Origin of the sequence: Nonomuraea sp. NPDC049152, assembly GCF_040648355.1 — a bacterium.
Lineage (GTDB): Bacteria > Actinomycetota > Actinomycetes > Streptosporangiales > Streptosporangiaceae > Nonomuraea.
In genome coordinates this window covers 175,571-194,729 of sequence record NZ_JBEZDO010000004.1, presented here as the reverse complement: position 1 = coordinate 194,729, position 19,159 = coordinate 175,571, and the positions used below count along the sequence as shown (strand labels likewise).

Here is a 19,159-nt window from a genome sequence, read left to right as displayed (position 1 = left end):
CCGACCACATGAAGATCGCGAAAGACCGAGGCTAGGAACGGGCCGCCTGGAGGAAGGAGCGGATGAGGGCGGAGTCCTTCACGCCCCTGGAGATCTCCACGCCGCTGGAGACGTCGACCCCCCACGGCCCCGCCTCGGCGATCGCCTGCCGTACGTTGCCGGGATCGAGGCCGCCGGCCAGCAGCCAGTGGCCCGAGGGCCTGCCGCGCACGGCCGCCCAGTCCCACGGCTCGCCGGCGCCGGCCCTGGGCGCGTCGACGATCAGCAGGTCCTCGTCGAACGCCCCGGTGCGCAGGTCGGCGTCGGCGGGGACGGCGCGCACGAGTGTGAGGCCGAGGTCCTTCAGCGCGGTGAAGTCGGCGTGCGGGTGGCGGCCGTGCAGCTGGACGGCCCGCACCCCCGCGGCCGTGGCGGCCTGCCGTACCTCCTCGACGGGCTCGCCCATGAAGACGCCGACGGTCAGCACGTGGACTGGGACCCGCGCGGCGAGCTCGGCGGCCCGCGCGGGGGTCACCCTGCGCGGGCTCGGGGTGAGCACGAGCCCGATCGCGTCGGCACCGGCCTCGACGGCCGTCTCGACGTGCTCGGGCTCGCTCAACCCGCAGATCTTCACGAACATGGGCAAAGCCTATCGGCGGCGGGTGGCCGAGGGCGACCACGCCCACACCGTGGTGAGGGCCAGCAACCCGAACATCAGGACGCCGTTGGGGACGTGCGCGCCGAGGCCGATGAATATCAGCAGGAAGTGCTGGGCGATGCCGAGCAGGAACAGGGCCAGGCTCGCGAGAGCGGGCCAGCCCGCTCCCCTGCCTGGACGCCAGTAGAGGACGGCGGCGATCACCTGGAGCAGGCCGACCAGGTGGGCGACCATGCCGATCATGACGTGGGTCTCGGCGGTCGCGAGGTCGGCCTCGATCGAGGTCTCGCCGTAGACCAGCGCCTGCCCCGCGAACGAGGCCGCCACCAGCAGCGAGACGGCGTGGGCGAGCACCAGCACGCGCAGGGTGTAGAGCAGGCCCGACGAGACGGGGGCGGACGTGGCTGAGCTCACGTCGTGCATGAGGGTGGTCCTTCCTTCTGAGGTGAGGACCACATCGTGGCCGGGTGGGGCGGGCGGGGTCGTCAGCCTGCCGGGTGACCTCCCGGTCACCCCCTGGGCGGATGGCGCACCGGGCGGAAGGCGGCGTCGACCAGGCCGATGCGGTGGGCGACGACCGCGGCCTGGATGCGGTTGCGCAGGCCGAGCTTCTCCATGGCCGAGCCGACGTGGGTCTTGACCGTGGTGACGCCGACGTGGAGGCGCTCGGCGATCTCGGCGTTCGACAGGCCGGTGCCGACCAGGGCGAGGACCTCGAGTTCGCGTTCGGTGAGCCCGGTGGGGGTGGGCGTGGCCTGCTGCTCGGCGGCCAGCGCCCGCTCGACCACCCTGCGCAGCACGGAGGGGGCGAGCAGCTGCTCGCCGGAGGCGGCCCTGCGCACGGCGTCGACCATGCGTTCGGGCTCGTCGTCCTTGACCAGGAAGCCGAGCGCGCCGACGCGCAGCGCGGCGTAGACGTTGGCGTCGTCGGCGAAGGTGGTCAGCACGACGATCTTCGCGGCCGGCTGGGCGGCCAGGATCCGCTTTATCGCCTCGAGCCCGTCGACCCGCGGCATGCGAAGGTCCATGAGCACGACGTCGGGCCTGTGGTGCTCGGCCAGGCGGACCGCCTCGGCGCCGTCGTCGGCCTCGCCGACGACCTCCATGTCGCCCGCCGCCTGCAGCAACATGCGGACACCCGCCCTGACCAGGGCCTGGTCGTCGGCCACCACCACTCGGATCACGTCGTCCCCTTGGTCTTGGGGTAGGGAAGGGTCACGGCCAGGCGCCAGCCGCCGCCCTCGGGGCCCGCGGTCAGCGTGCCACCGAGGGCCTTGGCCCGCTCGCGCATGCCCGCCAGGCCCTGGCCGGAGGAGGGCAGCGGTTCGCGGAAGGTGGGCGGGCGGCCGTTGGCCACCTCGACGAGCAGCTCGCCGTCGCCCGTTGCCAGCCCGACCCTGACGGCGGTGCCGGGGCCGGCGTGCTTCAGCACGTTGGTCAGGCCCTCCTGGACGATGCGCGCCGCCGAGGCCCTGGCCACCAGCGGCGCCTCGCCGAGCGCGGGATCGAGGTCGAGGTCGACGATCAGCCCGGCGGCGCTCATCCGCTCGGCGGACTCGGTGACCACGTCGGCGGGGTCGGCCGGCAGCATGGCGTCGCTGGCCGGGTCGCGCAGCACGTCGAGCAGGCCGCGCAGGTCCTCGAGCACCTGGTGGCCCGTCTCCCTGATGTCGGCGAGCGCGTCGGCGACGGGGCCGTCGGGCGCGGCGTAGCGGGCGGCGGAGGCGCGCAGCACCATGGCGCCGACGTGGTGGGCGACGATGTCGTGGACCTCGCGGGCGATGCGTTCGCGCTCGGCGAGCTGGTCGGCGCGCAGCTGGGCGATCGCCAGCCGTTCGGACTCGCGCACCCTCAGCCGCTCGGCCTCCGCGGCCGACTGCCTGGCCCCGGCGTACCTGCCGATCGCGATCGGCGTGGCGACGACCACGAGCAGCAGGACGACCCTGAGGGCGGTGACGTTGCCGTCTCCGTTGACCACCACCATCGCGGCCAGCGAGCTGGCGGTGACGTAGACCACGAGGTTCCAGAACCAGGAGGCGACGCGCATCGCGAACACGCCGACGGCGGCCAGCAGCGCGACCTGCACGGTGCTGGTGGCCTCGGGGATGAACTGGTGCCCGCTCAGCAGCAGCACGCCCTCGACCGCGAACACGGCGGCGGGCAGCCGCCTGGCCACGCCCAGCGCGAGTCCCGCCACCACGACGAAGGAGCCGATCACCCATGCGGGCTGGCTGCCGGTGTGCCAGTAGGGCCAGGTGCCGAGGACGGCGACCGCCACCCCCGCTCCCGCCAGCAGCACGTCGGGGGTGATCTCGGGTGCTTCGAGCCGTCCGGCGGGGCCGCGCAGGTAGCGGCCGACGAGGGCGGGAAGCAGGGCGATGCCGACGGAGTAGAACCAGGCGTTGCGGGTGAAGGCGATGCCGGGGTCGGCGATGTTGAACCCGGTGGCCAGCGCTCCCGCGGCCACGACGGCCAGGGTGGAGGGCCAGCCGCGGTGGTAGCCGGTGGCGCCGATCGCCACGCACAGCAGGATCTGCGCGGTGTTGGAGGTGAAGGAGCCGATCTGGTCGGTGAAGACGAGGAAGCCGACGAGGAAGAGGGTGACGTGGACGGGCCGGCGGCGCACCAGCCCCATCGGAGCGCCGACCAGCACCGCGAACAGGGGAACGCGCCATTCGGACTGCGGGCCGCCCGCCTTGCCGGACATCAGCAGGTCCAGGGCGATTCCCGAGACGGCCAGCAGCACGTCCGGGGCCAGACCACGCCATCGCATGGCACAACCGTATCGACGGGCGCGACCTGGTCGATCCTCCCGGCGGAGGAGTTCGCATCCTCCAAGTGGCCGGACCTTCGCCCGTAAGATGGAGTATCCGTCTTGACTCCGCACCGTAACGTTGTCCCATGCCCAACGACACCACGTTGTTCTTCGGCCAGTTCATGCGCTCGCCCGGCACGATCGGCGCCCTGGCGCCGAGTTCGCGGCGGCTGGCAGAGACCGTCTGCGCGCCCGTGCCCGAGCGTGGCGAGCCGACCGTGGTCGAGTTGGGTCCTGGGACCGGTCCTTTCACGGCGGAGATCCAGCGCCGGTTGAACGGGCGTGGCCACCATCTGGCGATCGAGCTGAACCCGAGGCTCGCCACGTTGCTCGCCGACCGTTTCCCCCGGGTGGACGTGGCGCAGGACGACGCGGCACGTCTGCCGGACCTGCTGCGGGAGCGCAATCTGACCAGGGCGGACGTGGTGGTCAGCGGGCTGCCGTGGGCGGCCTTCCCCGAGGAGCTGCAGCGGCGGCTGCTCGGCGCGGTCACCGCCACCCTGTGCCCTTCGGGGGCTTTCACGACGTTCTCCTACGTGCACGCGATGCCGCTGGCCTCGGCGCGCCGCTTCAGGGCGCTGCTCAGCGAGCGGTTCGAGGAGGTCGTCCTGGGGCGCACGGTGTGGCGCAACACCCCGCCCGCGTACGTGCTGCACGCGCGCCGGCCGCGCTGACGTCCCGACGTTCGGGGCACTGTCGAAGGCACAGAACTTCGTTCTACGATTGCGCACGCAACGAGAATGGAGTGATCACGTGGACTTCACGCTTCCCGAGAGCGCACTTGCCGTCCAGAAGGGCGTCGGGGACATCTGCGCACGCTACGACATGGACTACTGGCAGCGCTGCGAGGCCGACAAACGGTGGCCGGAGGAGGTGTGGGCGGAGCTGGCCAAGGGCGGGTGGCTGGGGCTGGCCGTACCCGAGGAGTTCGGGGGCGGCGGGCAGGGGCTGCTGGAGCTGGCGGTCGCGACCGAGACGCTGGCGGCCTCCGGCGCCGCGGGCGGCTCGGCGTTCACCTACGTGCTCACGCCCGGCTTCGGGGCGCTGACGCTGGCCCGGCACGGCAGCGACGAGCAGCGCGCCGAACTGCTGCCCAAGCTGGCCACGGGCGAGATCGAGACGTGTTTCGCGCTGACCGAGCCGGACGCGGGCTCCAACTCGCTGGCGATCACGACCTCGGCCAGGCGCGACGGCGGCGACTACGTGATCAACGGGCAGAAGATCTGGATCACCGGCGTCCAGCGGGCCACCTGGATGATGCTGGTCACCAGGACGATCCCAGCAGCAGAGGCCAGGCCGCGCACCAACGGCATGACGGTGTTCCTGGTGAACGTGCCGGAGGCGGTGGCCGCGGGCCAGCTGTCGTTCCGCCCGATCCCCAAGATGGGCGCCAACACCACGCCGTCGAACATGGTGTTCTTCGACGACCTGCGGGTTCCCGCCTCCGGCGTCGTCGGGCAGATCGACCAGGGCGCCCTGGTGCTGTGGGACATCCTCAACCCCGAGCGGATCCTGCTGGCGGCCTCCGCGCTGGGTGGCGCGGAGGTGGCGCTGCGGGTGGCGGTGAGCTACGCCAAGGAGCGGGAGGTGTTCGGGCGGCCGATCGGCGCGAACCAGGCGATCGCCTTCCCTCTCGCGCAGGTGAAGGCGAAGATCGAGCTGGCCAGGCTGATGCTGTACAAGGCGGCGTGGGCCTTCGACCGGCAGCTTCCGTGCGGGACCGAGGCCAACATCGCCAAGCTGACCGCGTCGCAGGCGGCGTGGGAGGCGGCCGACGCGGCGTTCCAGACGCACGGGGGGATGGCCTACTCCCTGGAGTACCCGGTGGCGCGGCTGCTGACGGACGCGCGGATCGGGAAGGTGGCGCCGGTGACGGAGGAGTTGCTGCTGAACTACCTGGCCACCCAGGTGCTGGGGCTGCCCAGGAGCTTCTGACCCGTTCGGTTCAGGAGAAGGACGGCGGGCGCTTCTCGCGGAGCGCCCTGACTCCCTCCTGGACGTCGGGCCCGGAGAAGCCGAGGAACTCCATGGCGAGGGAGGCGTCGAAGGTCGGCCCGGCCATGCGCAGCCAGTTGTTGAGCGAGTACTTGGTCAGCCTGATGGCCTCCTGCGAGCCCGCGGCCAGCCGTACGGCGATCTCCATGGCCTTGTCGTACACCTCGGCGTCGTCGACGCAGACGCTCACCAGGCCCATCCGCTCGGCCTGCTCTCCCGTGACGGGCTCGCACAGCAGCAGGTGGTACTTCGCCTTGGCCATGCCGCACAGCAGCGGCCAGATGATGGCCGCGTGGTCGCCCGCGGCGACGCCGAGCCTGGTGTGCCCGTCGATGATGCGGGCCGTACGGCCGGCGACGGAGATGTCGGCCAGCAGCGCGACGGCCAGGCCCGCGCCCACCGCGGGGCCCTGGATGGCGCTGACCACCGGTTTGGAACAGTTGAGCACGTTGTAGACGATGTCGCGGGCCTCGGCGAACACACGCAGCCTGGTGGCGTGGTCGCGGGTCATCTCCTCGATCATCGACAGGTCGCCACCCGCGGAGAAGGCCGCGCCCTCGCCCCTGACCAGCACGGCGCGCACCGCCTCGTCGCGGTCGAGGTCGCGCCAGATCTCGGCCAGCTCGCGGTGGCCGGTCATGTCGACCGCGTTGAGCCTGCTCGGCTCGCTGATCGTGATCCGCAGGACGCCGTCGGCCGCCCAGTCGACCTTGAGCTTGTCGTAGCCGTCGTAGCCGCTCATGACTCCAGCGCCGCCCTGAGCCTGTCCGCGACGAACCCGCGGGCCTCCTCCGCCTGGTCGAAGTAGCCCGGCAGGCCGAAGAAGCCGTGCACCATGCCGGGATGGCGGCGCACCTCGACGGGCACGCCCTCGGCGGCCATCCGCTCGCCGTACGCCTCGCCCTCGTCGCGCAGCACGTCGTGCTCGGCGGTCAGCACGGTCGCGGGCGCCAGTCCCGCGCAGGACCCCAGACGCAGCGGGGACAGGCGCGGGTCGAGCGGGTCGGCGGCGCCGGCGTAGCGCTGCACGAACCAGGCCATCTCCTCGGCGTCGAGCCCGTAGCCCTTGGCGTGGTCGCGGTAGCTGGCGGTGTCCATGGCCACGTCGGTGATCGGGTAGACGAGCACCTGGTGGGCCAGGGTGAGACCGGCGTCGCGGGCCTGCCACGCGGCCACCGCGGCCAGGTTGCCGCCCGCGCTGTCGCCGATCACCGCGACGCGGCCGTTGCTCTGGTAGAAGGCGGGGCGGGCGAAGATGTCGCGCACCACGCTCCACGCGTCGTCGGCCGCGGCGGGGAAGGCGTGCTCGGGCGCGAGCCGGTAGTCGACCGACACCACCACGGCGCCGGTCCTGACCGCAAGGTCCCTGCCGAGGGCGTCGTTGCGCCTGACGCTGCCGAACACCCAGCCGCCGCCGTGGAAGTAGACGACGACGGGCAGGGTGTGGTCGCCGGGATCGGCCCGGTAGATCCTGATCGGCACGTCGTCGGCCAGCGCGTCACGGACGAACGGCAGGCGCGACAGCGGGCCGCGCTTGTCGGCCAGGCCGTCGACGGCGCGCATCCGCTCGATCTCCGCCTGGCCGATGCTCGCCGGGTCGAGGCCGAGGTCGGAGGGGAAGAGCTCCAGATAGGCGCCGGCCTGGGGATGCAAGCTCATGATCCGAGCTTACTCATGAGGCACCCCATTTCTCATCAGTATCGGGCGGCCTCCACGAGTGCCTCGAACAGCCGCATATCATCGCCCCGCTCGGGGTGCCACTGGACTCCGACGCCGAACCTGTGCCCCTGCACCTCGATGCCCTCGACGATCTGGTCGTCGGCCCACGCCACGGCCTGCAGGCCGTTGCCGAGCCGCTTGACCGACTGGTGGTGCGGGGCGGTCACCTCGATCCGGTCGCCGATCGCCTTGCCGAGCTTGCTGGAGACGCTCACCTGGATGACGTGCGGAAGGCCCTGCGCGGCGTGCCGTTCGTGGTCGAGGACGTCGGGCAGCCACGGGATCAGCGTGCCGCCCTGGGCGACGTTCAGCACGTGCATGCCGCGCGCCACGGCCAGGATCGGCACGTCGGCCTGTACGGCGGCGCGGGCGAGCGACAGCTCGAACCTGTCGCGGTGCGGCTGCGGCTCGGCCACCCTGTCGTCCTGATCGGCCCCGTAGACGGAGGCGGCCACCTCGGCCCCTCCGGCCAGGACGATGCCGTTCAGGCCCCTCACGTAGTCGTCGATGGCGTGCAGGTTGAGCGGGGGCAGCAGGACGGGCGCCCCTCCCGCCCTTTCGACCGCCTTGGCGTAGGAGGGCGGCCCGAGGACCGCCTCCCTCACCCAGTCGCCCCAGCGGGCGGCCTCGAAGTAGGCGGTGATGCCGATCAGCGGTCGAGACATGCGCGCTCCAGAGGGCAAGCAGGAGGACGGGCGACCCACGTCGAAGATGGCGACCAGGTTCCTGGTCCATCATGGCGCACACGATTTCGGTTATGTCACCTATCCCGGGTATCAGTGCTGTCACTTCCGGCGCATCTGAGCACGGTCCCCGGGCCGATCATCCGGTTCGTCCCCACCCGGCTTCCCGGTGCCGCGTGGAGAGGTCAGGACAGCCGGCGGCCGGTCGAGGCGGCCTCTCAAACGCGCCGACTTTCCACGAAAAAGTGAATGCGATACTCATTCACTTTTTCGCTCGATAATGCATCAGGCGTCGATTGCGGAAAATAACGTTCCCGTTACGGATAGTTGAGGTTCGCACCGTATTGAGGTGAAACGGTTGTGGCTCCAGGGAGCTGGTGTAAGACTCCGAAATGAGCGTACGGACGCGCCGGGGCTCGCCGCACGCTCGCAACCCGGAGCCGTCAGGGAGGTGGAACGACAGACCGGAATCGCATTCTGGTCAAAGAGTGGGGTAAAAGGCATGTCGTTGAATCCGCGCCTCGTCAAGGAGAGTTTCTCCGTCATCGAACCCGTCGCCGACAGGGCGGCGGCCTATTTCTACGGCCGGCTGTTCGCGGAGAACCCGCACCTGCGCGGGATGTTCCCGCCCGCCATGGACGTCCAGCGCGACCGGCTCTTCAGCGCGCTGACCCGGATCGTGTGGAGCCTGGACAGTCCGGACAGCCTCGCCTCCTATCTGGGCCAGCTCGGCCGCGACCACCGCAAGTACGGCGTGATCGCCGAACACTACACCGCGGTGGGCAACGCCCTGCTGGCCACCATCAGACGCTTCGCCGCCGACATCTGGACCGCCGAGATCGAGGCCGCGTGGGTGGCCGCGTACACGGCCGCCGCCAACCTCATGATCGACTCGGCCGACGCCGACTCGGGCGTCTCGCCCGCCTGGTGGCTGGCCGACGTCATCGACCACGAACAGCGCACGGAAGACATCGCGGTCCTCACACTCAAGCCCACGCATCACCTGCCGTACGTCGCGGGCCAGTACATCAACGTGCAGACCGCGCGCTGGCCGCGGGTCTGGCGCACCTTCTCGATCGCCAACGCGCCGCGCGAGGACAACACGATCAGGCTGCACGTGCGCGGAGTGGCGGGCGGTTGGGTCTCGACCACGCTGGTACGGCACACGCGGATCGGCGACACCATCATGCTGGGCCCGCCGATCGGCACGATGATCCCGCACGAGGCGGGCGGAAGGGACGTGTTGTGCGTGGCCGGCGGTACCGGGCTCGCGCCGATCAAGGCGATCATCGACCACATCATCACCTCGGGCAGGCGGCCCAACATCCACCTGCTGTACGGCGCGCGCACCGCCGCCGAGCTCTACGACCTGCCCGACCTGATCCGCATGGAGTCGTCCTTCCCCTGGCTGCGGGTGCTGCCGGTGGTGTCGGACCAGCCGTCCTATGACGGGATGCGCGGGCATCTGCCGGAGGTGATGCAGCGCTTCCACTCGTGGGCCGAGCACGAGGTGTACGTGTGCGGTCCGCACGCGATGGTGCACGAGACGGTGCGCAGGCTGCAGATGGACGGCGTCCCACCGGCCCGCATCCACCGCGACATCGCCCAGGGCGAGCACTGAGCCAGGGCCGTTTCCCTGAGGGCCGGTGGGTCTCGGGTTCGGGGCCCGCGACGGCACCGGCTCTCCGAAGAACCTGAGGGGTCAGCGGAAGGCGGCCGCCGTCTCATCGTCGTTCGGCCAGAACGTCTCGATCGCCAGCTCCGACACCGTCACGTCCACCGGTGTCCCGAATGTCGCGATCGTCGTGAACATCGACAGCACCCTGTCGCCGTGGCTGATCCGCAGCGGCACGATGATGTCCGCGATCCCCGGCGCGTGCGCCACGTTCAGGTCCACTCCCGGGTAGGTATAGGCCGCCAGCTCGTCGTGCAGCTCGGCCAGCCGCCCGTGGCCCGAGGCCTCAGCCTGCCGCCGCAGCCTGTGCAGCAGGTGCGCCCGCACCTCCGCCAGGTTGAGCAGCCGCCCGCCCATCGCCTCGGGGTGCAGCGACAGCCGCATCACGTTGATCGGTTCCTTCAGCAGCTCGGCCGGCGCGCCCTCCATGAACATCGCCGCCGCGGCGTTGGCCGCCACCAGGTCCCACGCCGCGTCCACGACCAGCGCGGGGTACGGCTCGTGCCCGGCCAGGATCTTGTCCAGGGCCTGCCGTACCACCTGCATCTCAGGGGCCCGTACCTCCCGTTCGGGGAAGACGGGGGCGAACCCCGCCGCAACCAGCAGCGTGTTGCGGTGGCGCAGCGGCACGTCCAGTTCCTCCGCCAACCTCATCACCATGTCCCTGCTGGGCTTGGCCCTGCCCGTCTCAAGAAAGCTGATGTGCCGGGCCGACACCTCGGCCTCGATGCCCAGGTCGAGCTGGCTGACCCTGCGCCGCTGGCGCCAGGATCGCAGCAGATCACCAAATGTCTCGTCGTGTACGGCAAGCGCTCCCATGCAGCGAACGTTAGCGACAAAAAGGAATCGTCACGATTACCTGGGACGTCATCACCTCGCGCGGACGGGGGAACGCCCCAGGTCACAGGATCTGCTGCTCCTCCAGGTCGAGCCGGCGCTGCAGGGCCTGCAACGCCTCGTCGCCGATCTCGCCCCGCCGCCACATGCGCACGGCCTCCTCGCGCTCCAGCCGCAGCAGCTCCCGCCGGGCCTCGGAGTAGCTGGCCGCTGCGGTGACCGCCCCCTCCACCAGCTCGGGCAGGTGCTCGTCGTCCGCGCCTGGTCCCAGCATCGCGTGCGCCTTGCGAGCCCGTTCCTCCAGATCCCTGCGCAGGCGCTGTTCGACGTCGGCGGGCAGCGCGCCCTTCGCCGCCATCTGGTCCAGGCGCATCAGGGCCAGCCGGGCCGTGGTGTGCTCGGCGGTCGCCTGCTCCAGCCAGGGCAGATCGTCGTCCATGCCCGCGATGCGCAGCCGGCGGCTGACCCACGGCAGGGTCAGGCCCTGCAGCACCAGCGTCGCCACGATCACCGTGAAGGTCAGGAACAGGATCAGGTTCCGTTCGGGGAAGGGGCCCGCGCCGGCGGTCAGCGGGATGGCGAGCGCGGCGGCCAGCGACACCACTCCGCGCAGCCCGGCCCATGACACGATCGCGGGCGCCTGCCACGGCGGGAACGGATCACGGGCGCGGATGCCAGGGAAGAGCAGGCGCGGCAGGTAAGCGGTCGGGAACACCCACAGGACGCGCACGACGATCAGCGTGAAGGTCACCGCACCCGCGTACAGCGTGAGTTCGGCGGCGGAGTGACCGTGCAGCCCCGCCAAAATCTGCCGCAGTTGCAGGCCGATGAGCGCGAACACGACGCACTCGAGCAGATACGCGATCATCTGCCAGACCGCCTGGCCCTGCAGCCGGGTGGTGCTGGACACGATCAGCGGCGCCGCCCGCGCCACCACCAGCCCGGCGACCACCACCGCGAGCACGCCGGAGCCGTGCAGCGCCTCCGCACCCAGGTAGGCCGCGAACGGGGTCACCAGCGACACGGTGTTCTCCGTCAGCGGGTCGTCGATCCTGCGCCGCACCTGGACGCCGCCACATGGGTCAGGCGTGGGAGAAGAGCCGGTCGAGGTGGGCGGAGAGCAGGGCCACGGCCGCCTCGAGCACGCCGCCCGCGTCAGCCGTCGCTAGCCCGCATATCGGGCACTCCCAGGAAGTTGTCGGTATCGCGTGACACGATGGCCAGCACGTCAACATGGGAGACCAGCATGAGCGACGCACTGCTTGCCGTCGGCACCCGCAAGGGGCTCTTCCTCGCCCGGTCCACCGGCGGAGGCCCGTTCGACGTCGAGCCGATCCAGTTCTCCACGGTCGCGGTCCACTCGGTCGCGATCGACACCAGGGGCGAGCGGCCGAGGCTGCTCGCCGGCATCGAGTACGGCCATTTCGGGCCCTCCGTGATGTACTCCGACGATCTCGGCAAGAGTTGGAAGGAGGCGGAGAAGCCGCCCATCGCCTTCCCCGAGCCCACCGGAGCCACGCTGGAAAAAGTCTGGCAGCTGGCGCCCTCGCCGTCTGAGCCCGGCGTGGTCTGGGCGGGGGTCGAGCCGGGCGCGTTGTTCCGCTCGGAGGACGGCGGCATCACCTACTCCCTGGTCGAAGCTTTGTGGGAGCACCCGCACCGGGCGCAGTGGCAGCCGGGAGGCGGCGGCCTGTGCCTGCACACGATCCTCGGCCACCCCACCGACCCGAAGGTCATGGGTGTGGCGATCTCGTCGGGCGGCTTCTACCGCACGAGCGACGGCGGCCAGTCGTGGGAGGCGGCCAACCGGGGCATCAGGGCGCCGTTCATGCCCGAGGGGCAGCAGTATCCCGAGTTCGGGCAGTGCGTGCACAAGGTGGGCTTCCATCCGGCCAGGCCAGAGCGGCTGTTCCTGCAGCACCACTTCGGCGTCTATCGCAGCGACGACTTCGGTGGGTCGTGGACCGACATCGGCTCCTCGCTGCCGTCCGACTTCGGCTTCCCCATCGTCGTCCACCCCGGCAGGCCCGACACGCTCTACGTCCTGCCGCTGCACGCGGACATGGACCGCACCCCCGTCGGCCACCGCTACCAGGTCTTCCGCAGCGACGACGCGGGGGCGAGCTGGCGGTCCAACGGCGAGGGCCTGCCCGAGGGCCCGGTCTACGCCTCGGTGCTGCGCGACGCCATGACCGCCGCCGACCTCGACGACGGCAGGGCGAGCATCTTCTTCGGCACCCGCGACGGCTCGGTCTACGGCTCGCGCGACGACGGCGACACCTGGGGCGAGGTGGCCACCCACCTGCCCGACGTCCTGACGGTCAGGGCGGCGGTGCTCTAGAGCATGGCCAGGCGCGCCCTGCTCGTCGTCTTCGTGCTGCCCAGCATGCTGCGCCGCTGGGTGAGCGGCCAGAGCGAGGTCAAGGTCTTCGCGGTCGGACCCGATCACGACACGCCGCCCACCCTTGGCTCCGCCCTCGACACGCTGCGCCGTACCCACCCCTCGCTGGAGGAGCGGTTACGTGACGACTACGGCCGGATCAAGAGCCACATCAACATGTTCGTCTGCGGTGACGACTCCCAGGGGCTCGGCGGGCTCGACTACGCCCTTCCGCCAGGCGCGGAGGTCTATGTCATGACCGCCATCTGAGCCCCCGCGCCCCGAGCCGCCCGCGCGCCTAGCCCAGGATCTCCTCCCGCAGCCGCGCCCACTGCAGCGAGTGCGCGATGCCCTCGGCGACGCTGTGCCTGGCCTGCCAGCCGAGCAGCCGCCTGGCCAGGTCGGTGCGGGTGTAGGCCCCTGCGACGTCACCGGGGCGGGGGCCGGTCTCGACGACCTCGATGGGCCTGTCGGCCACCTCGTTGAACGCGGTCGCCAGCTCGCGCACGGTGGTGCCGGTGCCGGTGCCGAGGTTGATGACGTCCTCGGTGAAGGTGTCGAAGCGTTCGAGAGCGGCGACGTGGGCGGTGGCCAGATCCCACACGTGGATGTAGTCGCGGATGCCCGAGCCGTCGCGGGTCGGCCACGTGGTGCCGGTGATCTGGAACGGCTTGCCCTCGTCCCACGCCTCGATCATCTTGCCGAGCGCGTGGCTGGGCCTGCGCAGCTGCAACCCCGTGCGCATCTTCGGGTCGGCCCCGATCGGGTTGAAGTAGCGCAGCGACAGGATCCTGATCGGCTGGGTGGCGGAGATGTCGGCGAACATCGCCTCGCACACGGCCTTGGTGCGGGCGTAGGGGCTCTGCGGAGCCAGGCCCGAGGCCTCGTCGACGGTGAAGTCGGCGCCCGTCTCGTAGATCGACGCGGACGAACTGAAGATCATCTTCTGGCAGCCGTTGCGCAGCAGATGCGAGACGAAGTCGAGGCTCTTGGCGACGTTGGCCCGGTAGTAGCCGACGGGGTCGGCCACCGAGTCGGGCACCACGATGAGCGCCGCGCAGTGGACGACGGCCTCGATGTCGGGGTGCTCGGCGAAGACCCGGTCGACGAGCGCGCCGTCGGCGATGTCGCCCTCGTAGAAGGCGCGGCCCTTGGCGAACTCGCTGCGCCCCGTGACGAGGTTGTCGAGGATGACAGGGGTGATGCCCGCGTCGAGGCAGGCCGAGGCGACGGTGCTGCCGATGTATCCGGCCCCGCCGGAGATGAGGACCTTCACGGGGCGACCCGTCCGTTCGCCACGAACGCGGCATGGGTGAGCGGCATCAGCTCCGCCCACGCGGCCTCCATCTTCTCGGCGACCATCTCGATCTCCCGCTGCGGGAAGGAGGGCACCTTGGCCTGCTCGTTCTTGGTGCGCAGCGACAGGAAGTGCATGAGCGAGCGGGCGTTGCAGGTGGCGTACATCGTGGAGAACAGGCCGACGGGCAGCACCGCGCGGGCGACCTCGCGGGCGACGCCCGCCTCCAGCATCTCCTGGTAGGCGGCGTAGGAGTGCCGGTAGGCGCCCTCCATGGCCTCGGTGACCAGCTTGTGCTGCTCGGGCGTGCCGTCGACGAAGACGTAGCGGCCCGGCTTGCCCTCCTGAACGAGCTTGCGCTGCTCGCCCGGCACGTAGAAGACCGGCTCGAGCTCGCGGTAGCGTCCGCTCTCCTCGTTGTAGGACCAGCCGACCCTGTGCCGCATGAACTCGCGGAAGACCAGGATCGGGGCGCTGACGAAGAAGGTCATCGAGTTGTGCTCGAACGGGCTGCCGTGCCGGTCGCGCATCAGGTAGTTGATCAGGCCCTTGGACCGCTCGGGGTCCTTGTTGACCTCTTCGAGTGACTGCTCGCCCGCCGTCGACACCCTGGCCGCCCACAGCACATCGGTGTCTGACGCGCTGTGCTTGACGAGTTCGACCGTCACGTCGTTCAGGAAACGTGGCTCGTCGCTCACTTGGTGGATCCCCCTTGCACTCACCGTTCTGGCCGCCCGCCATCGTACGCCTGTCCTCCCTGCCGGAAGGTACGGCGCCGGTGGGTGGGCTAGTGTCTCGGGGCGTGAACGTGCTGTGGATCGGCGGGCCTCCGGGGGCGGGCAAGTCGACGGTGGCCAGGCGGCTGGCCAGGCGTCACGGCCTGCGCCTGTACGCGTCCGACGCCCGCACCTGGGCGCACAGGGACAGGGCGGTCATGGCCGGCCATCCCGGGGCGCTGCGGGCCGAGTCGCTGACGCCCGCGCAGCGGGCCGCCCTTCCCGTCGAGGAACAGCTGGCGATGTGGCTGCACGAGGAGCGGGGCCCGATGACGGTCGACGACGTGCGCGGGCTGCCGTCCTCGCCGCTGATCGTGGCCGAGGGGACGCAGGTGGTCCCGGCGATGCTGCCGCACGGCAGCAGGGCGGTGTGGCTGACGCCGCCCGCCGAGGTGCTGCGCGAGCGGCTGACGGCCAGGCACGGGCCCGGCCGGGTGCCCGAGCTCTACCTGCTGCTGGGCGAGCTGATCGCGGCCGAGGTGTCGCGGGCGGGCGTCCCCGCCATCACCGCCGCCGACGCGATGGACGAGGTCGAGCGCTTCTTCGCCGCCGACCTGGCCAGGGGGCCGCTGGCGGCGGGTGCGGAGGAGCGGAGGCGGCTGCTGCGCGAGGCCAACGAGGCGGTCGCCGAGCAGTACCGTGCGGCCTTCGCCCGGCCGTGGAACACCGCCGATTCCAGCGCCGTGGCGCGGCCCTTCGCCTGCGAGTGCGACGGCCACGAGTGCGACGAGGTGCTGTCTCTGGCGATCGAGGACCTCCCGCCCACTCCCCTGCTGGCGGCGGGCCACCGCTAGCGGCGCGGCCCTGGCGCGGTCGTCGGTGAACACGAACCTGGCGTTCGTGGTTCAGAGGCGGTAGACCCGGCGGGCATTGCCAGAGCCGATCATGTGGGCGACGCGGGCGGCGTCGGCGGCGGCCCACTCCCCCGACTCGATCCTGCCCGCCAGCGCCTCCGCCAGGCCCCGCCTGAAGTAGAGGGCGCCGAGGTGGCAGGTCTCGGCCGCGCCGAAGCAGTCGGAGCCGAACAGCTGCTTGTGGAACGGCACCAGCTCCAGCAGCTCGTCGAGCACCCTGGCCGACCCCGCGGCGGTGTGGGTGAGGGTCAGGCCGACGTCGACGTAGACGTGCGGGAACACCCCCGACAGGTAGGCGGCCTGCCGGTGGTAGGGGTAGCAGTGCAGCAGGACGACGGGGACACCGAGAGGCTGTAGCGCCCTGATGAAGCCCGTCATCTGGGCGGGGTCTGCGCGCGACAGGTCGAGGTCGGCGTCGCCGTACCCGGTGTGGAACTGGATCGGCAGCCCGCGCTCGCGGGCGACGTCGACGGCCGTCCACAGCAGGTGGCGCAGCAGGATCGGGTCGACGAGGCGCTCCTTGGGGTCGGAGAGCCTGCGGTTGGCGGCGGCGATGACCGAGCCGCGGCTGGGCCTGGAGGGGTCGAAGTCGAGGCCGCACCGGTAGGCGATGATCGATTTGAGGCCGACGGCGCGGGCCGCCCTGGCGACGAGCCGCTCGGCGAGGCTGTCCATGTAGTCGACGGCGACGGCGGCGCTCTCGGCGATGTCCTGCTCGATCTTCTCCAGGCGGACGATCTCGTCGGCCGCCGCGCCGCCATGGCGCGCCATCTCGGCCGCCGACAGCAGGTCGGGCGCCTCGAGGCCGGTGTCGACGAGGAAGGTGACCACTCCCGCGGCCCTCAGCAGCCGCCTGTTGACCTCGGCCGCGCCGAGCTCCTCGCGCCTCGCGAGGTAGACGGCGGGGGCGACGTGCGGGTCCAGGTCGAGAACGGGCGCGCACCAGCGGCGGATGGCCGCCCCGAGCGGGGTGTCGAAGTGGGTGGTGCCGGGCGGAGCCGGCACGCGTGACTCGCTGATCAGCAGCTCGAACTGGGCGCGGCTGAGGTCGTCGCGGCGCACCCCGTGGCAGTGGTGGTCGACGAGCGGGGCGAGCAGGGCTTCACGCACGGCGTCCGGGAGGGCTACGGGGAGCATGCGCCCGACTCTAGAGCGTGATCGCCGCGCCCACGGGGACTTTGCCGACAGCGAAGATCCCCGAGTGGGCGCTCCGTCCGGCCGTCCCGGAGGTTCAAGTCGCCGAGGGCCGGTCTTTCCCCTGGATCGACCCGCCTCGACGCGCGGCGGCTCCCCTGCGGAGCGAGCGGGACCCCGGCGAGTGCCGTCGCCGGGGTCCTTGCCCGTCAGGGCTTGCGGGCCAGCCGCAGGACGTTCGCGATGATCTTCGCGCCGGCCGCGCCCTCGGCCGTCAGGATCGACTCGGGGTGGAACTGGACGGCGAAGCGCCGGTTGGCCACGTCCTCGATCGCCATCACGTTGCCGTCGGGCGTGAGCGCGGTGGCGGTGAATCCGACCACGCCGGGCCGCTTGGCGTGCAGCGAGTGGTAGCGGGCGGCGACGAACTCGGCGGGCAGGCCTTCGAGCAGGGCGCTGTCGCCGAGCCTGGAGACGTGGCCGCGCTTGCCGTGCTCGGGATAGTCGAGCAGTTCCAGCGTGCCGCCCGCCTGCTCGACCATGGCCTGCAGGCCGAGGCAGACGCCGAAGACCGGCAGGCCCCTGGCGTAGACCTGGTCGATGAGGGCGGACATCCCGAAGTCGGACGGCCAGCCGGGCCCAGGAGACAGGACCACCAGGTCGGGGGCGATCCTGTCGATCATCTCGGCGGGGAAGCCGTGGCGCAGGGTCACGACGTCGGCGCCCTCCTGGCGGAAGTAGTCGGCCAGGGTGTTGACGAAGGAGTCCTCGTGGTCGACCAGCAGGACCTTCATGCCCTGGCCCGGCTGCTCCCGAACCGGGGCGCTCGCGACCGAGGACGGCTGGTTGACGGCGGCAAGGGCGCCGAGCAGGGCGCTGGCCTTGAGTTCGGTCTCGCGCTCCTCGGACTCGGGGTCGGAGTCGAACAGCAGGGTCGCCCCCGCCCTGACGGTGGCCACGCCGTGCTTGATCTGGGCGGTGCGCAGGGTCAGGCCGGTGTTCATGGAGCCGTCGAAGCCGATGAAGCCGATCGCTCCGCCGTACCACCTGCGGGTGGTGGCCTCGTGGTCCTCGATGAACTGCATCGCCCACGCCTTGGGGGCGCCGGTGACGGTCACTGCCCACATGTGGGTGAGGAAGGCGTCGAGGGCGTCGAACTCGGGACGCAGGCGGCCCTCGATGTGGTCGACGGTGTGGATCAGGCGGGAGTAGAGCTCGATCTGGCGGCGGCCGATCACCTGGACGCTGCCGGGGACGCAGACGCGCGACTTGTCGTTGCGGTCGACGTCGGTGCACATCGTCAGCTCCGACTCCTCCTTCACGCTGGACAGGAGGGTGCGGATGGCCTCGGCGTCCTCGACGGGGTTGGAGCCGCGGGCGATGGTGCCGGAAATGGGGCAGGTCTCGACCCTGTCGCCGTTGACGCGGACGTACATCTCGGGGGAGGCGCCGACGAGGTGCTCGCCGTCGCCGAGGTTGATGATGAACTCGTAGGGGGCGGGGTTGGAGTGGCGCAGGCTGCGATAGAAGGCCGAGGGGTCGGTGCAGGTGGCGTGGAAGACCTGGCCCGGCACGACCTCGAACAGGTCGCCGCGCTTGAACTTCTCCTTGGCCGCCGCGACGACCGTGGCGTAGGCGCCCTTCTCCGGGTCCTTCGGGATCTCGGTGGGGACGACCTGCGGGAAGGCCTCGCCGGCCCGCTCCAGGCCTCGGGTGGAGACGCCGTCCACGGTGAACTCGTAGCGGTACTCCACGCACGTCTCGCGCTGGCGGTCGATGACGATGATCCTGTCGGGCAGGTGGAGGACCAGGTCGCGCTGGTCGGCCGGCCGTTCGAGCTCGTGGCGGATCGGCTCGAACTGGAAGGCGAGGTCGTAGCCGAACGCGCCGTAGAGGCCCAGGTGCGGGTCCTCGCCCTTGAAGGCGGCGATGACCTCGCGGATGGCGGTGAACACCGTCGGACGGCGGCTGCGCAGCTCCTCGGGCAGCACCTCGCCAGGGTCCTCGCCAGGTTCGGCGATGTGCACCTCGACGTGGGTGTCCGTCGGTTCGGAGACGGGCTTGCCCGCCGCCAGCAGGCAGGAGGCCAGCGCGGGGAGCACCACCTTGCCGCGCTCGTTGAGCGCGCGGGCCGCGATCGTGCGGCCCCTGGCCACGAGCTCGACGCAGGGGTCCACGTAGCCGAACGCCCATCGGCTGTAGCGGCCCGGGTAGTCCATGCCGGAGGAGAACGCGCCGCCGCGCCGCTCGCCCAGCGCGGTCACGATCTCCTCGAGGGCCGCCTCGGGCACCTCACGTACCTCACGCTCGACGCTGACGCCACCAGCGGTGGTATATCCGCTCGTCTCCACTCAAAG

The 19,159-nt window shown here is 71.1% G+C and carries 19 protein-coding genes; 6 read left to right on the top strand and 13 right to left on the bottom strand.

Annotation, left to right across the window (positions count from 1 at the left end):
• Positions 1–31: 31 nt before the first annotated feature.
• From AB0B45_RS09760 to AB0B45_RS09745, 4 genes are all read right to left on the bottom strand, one after another.
• Positions 32–619, bottom strand: a complete 588-nt coding sequence (locus AB0B45_RS09760; RefSeq protein ID WP_358127904.1) for a phosphoribosylanthranilate isomerase — start codon at positions 617–619, stop codon at positions 32–34.
• A gap of 9 nt (positions 620–628) precedes the next feature.
• On the bottom strand, positions 629–1,060 hold the full coding sequence (locus AB0B45_RS09755; protein ID WP_358127902.1) for a hypothetical protein: 432 nt from the start codon (positions 1,058–1,060) through the stop codon (positions 629–631).
• Between the two features lie 86 nt (positions 1,061–1,146).
• Positions 1,147–1,821 (bottom strand): response regulator transcription factor, encoded by a 675-nt coding sequence (locus tag AB0B45_RS09750; RefSeq protein WP_358127900.1) that lies wholly within the window; start codon positions 1,819–1,821, stop codon positions 1,147–1,149.
• Positions 1,818–3,410, bottom strand: coding sequence for a histidine kinase (locus tag AB0B45_RS09745; RefSeq protein WP_358127898.1), 1,593 nt, complete (start codon positions 3,408–3,410; stop codon positions 1,818–1,820). The genes AB0B45_RS09750 and AB0B45_RS09745 overlap by 4 nt, the downstream gene beginning before the upstream one ends.
• Positions 3,411–3,538: 128 nt before the next feature.
• Between AB0B45_RS09745 and AB0B45_RS09740 the strand changes: the two genes are divergently transcribed.
• Both AB0B45_RS09740 and AB0B45_RS09735 read left to right on the top strand, forming a co-directional pair.
• Positions 3,539–4,126 (top strand): methyltransferase domain-containing protein, encoded by a 588-nt coding sequence (locus tag AB0B45_RS09740; protein ID WP_358127896.1) that lies wholly within the window; start codon positions 3,539–3,541, stop codon positions 4,124–4,126.
• A gap of 79 nt (positions 4,127–4,205) precedes the next feature.
• Entirely contained in the window at positions 4,206–5,387 is a 1,182-nt protein-coding gene (locus AB0B45_RS09735; protein ID WP_358127894.1) for an acyl-CoA dehydrogenase family protein, read from the top strand.
• Between the two features lie 10 nt (positions 5,388–5,397).
• Here AB0B45_RS09735 and AB0B45_RS09730 read toward each other — a convergent pair whose 3' ends face one another.
• From AB0B45_RS09730 to AB0B45_RS09720, 3 genes are read right to left on the bottom strand one after another with little or no spacing between them, the layout of a single operon-like run.
• Positions 5,398–6,189 (bottom strand): enoyl-CoA hydratase/isomerase family protein, encoded by a 792-nt coding sequence (locus tag AB0B45_RS09730; RefSeq protein ID WP_358127891.1) that lies wholly within the window; start codon positions 6,187–6,189, stop codon positions 5,398–5,400.
• Positions 6,186–7,106, bottom strand: coding sequence for an alpha/beta hydrolase (locus tag AB0B45_RS09725; protein ID WP_358127889.1), 921 nt, complete (start codon positions 7,104–7,106; stop codon positions 6,186–6,188). The genes AB0B45_RS09730 and AB0B45_RS09725 overlap by 4 nt, the downstream gene beginning before the upstream one ends.
• Positions 7,107–7,141: 35 nt before the next feature.
• The gene (locus AB0B45_RS09720; RefSeq protein WP_358127887.1) at positions 7,142–7,831 is read right to left on the bottom strand and encodes a gamma-glutamyl-gamma-aminobutyrate hydrolase family protein; all 690 of its coding nucleotides are present in this window, start codon (positions 7,829–7,831) and stop codon (positions 7,142–7,144) included.
• 520 nt (positions 7,832–8,351) lie between these two features.
• Between AB0B45_RS09720 and AB0B45_RS09715 the strand changes: the two genes are divergently transcribed.
• Complete coding sequence (locus AB0B45_RS09715) at positions 8,352–9,470, top strand: globin domain-containing protein (protein ID WP_358127885.1); 1,119 nt, start codon at positions 8,352–8,354, stop codon at positions 9,468–9,470.
• Between the two features lie 81 nt (positions 9,471–9,551).
• Here the strand turns inward: AB0B45_RS09715 and AB0B45_RS09710 are convergent, their stop codons facing one another.
• On the bottom strand, positions 9,552–10,343 hold the full coding sequence (locus AB0B45_RS09710; RefSeq protein ID WP_358127883.1) for a helix-turn-helix transcriptional regulator: 792 nt from the start codon (positions 10,341–10,343) through the stop codon (positions 9,552–9,554).
• Positions 10,344–10,425: 82 nt separating this feature from the next.
• Positions 10,426–11,424 carry a cation:proton antiporter gene (locus AB0B45_RS09705; protein WP_358127881.1) on the bottom strand — a complete coding sequence of 333 codons (999 nt, stop codon included), beginning with the start codon at positions 11,422–11,424 and terminating at the stop codon, positions 10,426–10,428.
• Between the two features lie 183 nt (positions 11,425–11,607).
• Between AB0B45_RS09705 and AB0B45_RS09700 the strand changes: the two genes are divergently transcribed.
• Positions 11,608–12,702, top strand: a complete 1,095-nt coding sequence (locus AB0B45_RS09700) for an exo-alpha-sialidase (protein ID WP_358127880.1) — start codon at positions 11,608–11,610, stop codon at positions 12,700–12,702.
• Between the two features lie 3 nt (positions 12,703–12,705).
• Positions 12,706–13,011: a hypothetical protein gene (locus AB0B45_RS09695; protein ID WP_358127879.1), complete on the top strand. Its 306-nt coding sequence runs from the start codon at positions 12,706–12,708 to the stop codon at positions 13,009–13,011.
• 28 nt (positions 13,012–13,039) lie between these two features.
• Here the strand turns inward: AB0B45_RS09695 and galE are convergent, their stop codons facing one another.
• Positions 13,040–14,017, bottom strand: coding sequence for a UDP-glucose 4-epimerase GalE (galE, locus tag AB0B45_RS09690; RefSeq protein WP_358127877.1), 978 nt, complete (start codon positions 14,015–14,017; stop codon positions 13,040–13,042).
• Positions 14,014–14,736: an FAD-dependent thymidylate synthase gene (gene thyX / locus AB0B45_RS09685; RefSeq protein WP_358127875.1), complete on the bottom strand. Its 723-nt coding sequence runs from the start codon at positions 14,734–14,736 to the stop codon at positions 14,014–14,016. The genes galE and thyX overlap by 4 nt, the downstream gene beginning before the upstream one ends.
• A gap of 104 nt (positions 14,737–14,840) precedes the next feature.
• Here thyX and AB0B45_RS09680 point away from each other — a divergent pair, with 104 nt between their 5' ends.
• Positions 14,841–15,608 (top strand): AAA family ATPase, encoded by a 768-nt coding sequence (locus tag AB0B45_RS09680; RefSeq protein ID WP_358127873.1) that lies wholly within the window; start codon positions 14,841–14,843, stop codon positions 15,606–15,608.
• Positions 15,609–15,659: 51 nt separating this feature from the next.
• Here AB0B45_RS09680 and AB0B45_RS09675 read toward each other — a convergent pair whose 3' ends face one another.
• Positions 15,660–16,805, bottom strand: a complete 1,146-nt coding sequence (locus AB0B45_RS09675) for an amidohydrolase family protein (RefSeq protein ID WP_358127871.1) — start codon at positions 16,803–16,805, stop codon at positions 15,660–15,662.
• Between the two features lie 206 nt (positions 16,806–17,011).
• Positions 17,012–19,153, bottom strand: a complete 2,142-nt coding sequence (locus AB0B45_RS09670) for an anthranilate synthase component I (protein ID WP_358127869.1) — start codon at positions 19,151–19,153, stop codon at positions 17,012–17,014.
• Between the last annotated feature and the right edge of the window lie 6 nt (positions 19,154–19,159).

Excerpts from the sequence above, each read along its gene's own strand:
- AB0B45_RS09675 (WP_358127871.1), bottom strand. The coding sequence starts at position 16,805 with ATGCTCCCCGTAGCCCTCCCGGACGCCGTGCGTGAAGCCCTGCTCGCC.
- AB0B45_RS09755 (WP_358127902.1), bottom strand. The coding sequence starts at position 1,060 with ATGCACGACGTGAGCTCAGCCACGTCCGCCCCCGTCTCGTCGGGCCTG.
- AB0B45_RS09760 (WP_358127904.1), bottom strand. The coding sequence starts at position 619 with ATGTTCGTGAAGATCTGCGGGTTGAGCGAGCCCGAGCACGTCGAGACG.
- AB0B45_RS09720 (WP_358127887.1), bottom strand. The coding sequence starts at position 7,831 with ATGTCTCGACCGCTGATCGGCATCACCGCCTACTTCGAGGCCGCCCGC.
- AB0B45_RS09730 (WP_358127891.1), bottom strand. The coding sequence starts at position 6,189 with ATGAGCGGCTACGACGGCTACGACAAGCTCAAGGTCGACTGGGCGGCC.
- AB0B45_RS09700 (WP_358127880.1), top strand. The coding sequence starts at position 11,608 with ATGAGCGACGCACTGCTTGCCGTCGGCACCCGCAAGGGGCTCTTCCTC.
- AB0B45_RS09725 (WP_358127889.1), bottom strand. The coding sequence starts at position 7,106 with ATGAGCTTGCATCCCCAGGCCGGCGCCTATCTGGAGCTCTTCCCCTCC.
- AB0B45_RS09745 (WP_358127898.1), bottom strand. The coding sequence starts at position 3,410 with ATGCGATGGCGTGGTCTGGCCCCGGACGTGCTGCTGGCCGTCTCGGGA.
- AB0B45_RS09710 (WP_358127883.1), bottom strand. The coding sequence starts at position 10,343 with ATGGGAGCGCTTGCCGTACACGACGAGACATTTGGTGATCTGCTGCGA.
- AB0B45_RS09715 (WP_358127885.1), top strand. The coding sequence starts at position 8,352 with ATGTCGTTGAATCCGCGCCTCGTCAAGGAGAGTTTCTCCGTCATCGAA.
- AB0B45_RS09740 (WP_358127896.1), top strand. The coding sequence starts at position 3,539 with ATGCCCAACGACACCACGTTGTTCTTCGGCCAGTTCATGCGCTCGCCC.
- AB0B45_RS09695 (WP_358127879.1), top strand. The coding sequence starts at position 12,706 with ATGGCCAGGCGCGCCCTGCTCGTCGTCTTCGTGCTGCCCAGCATGCTG.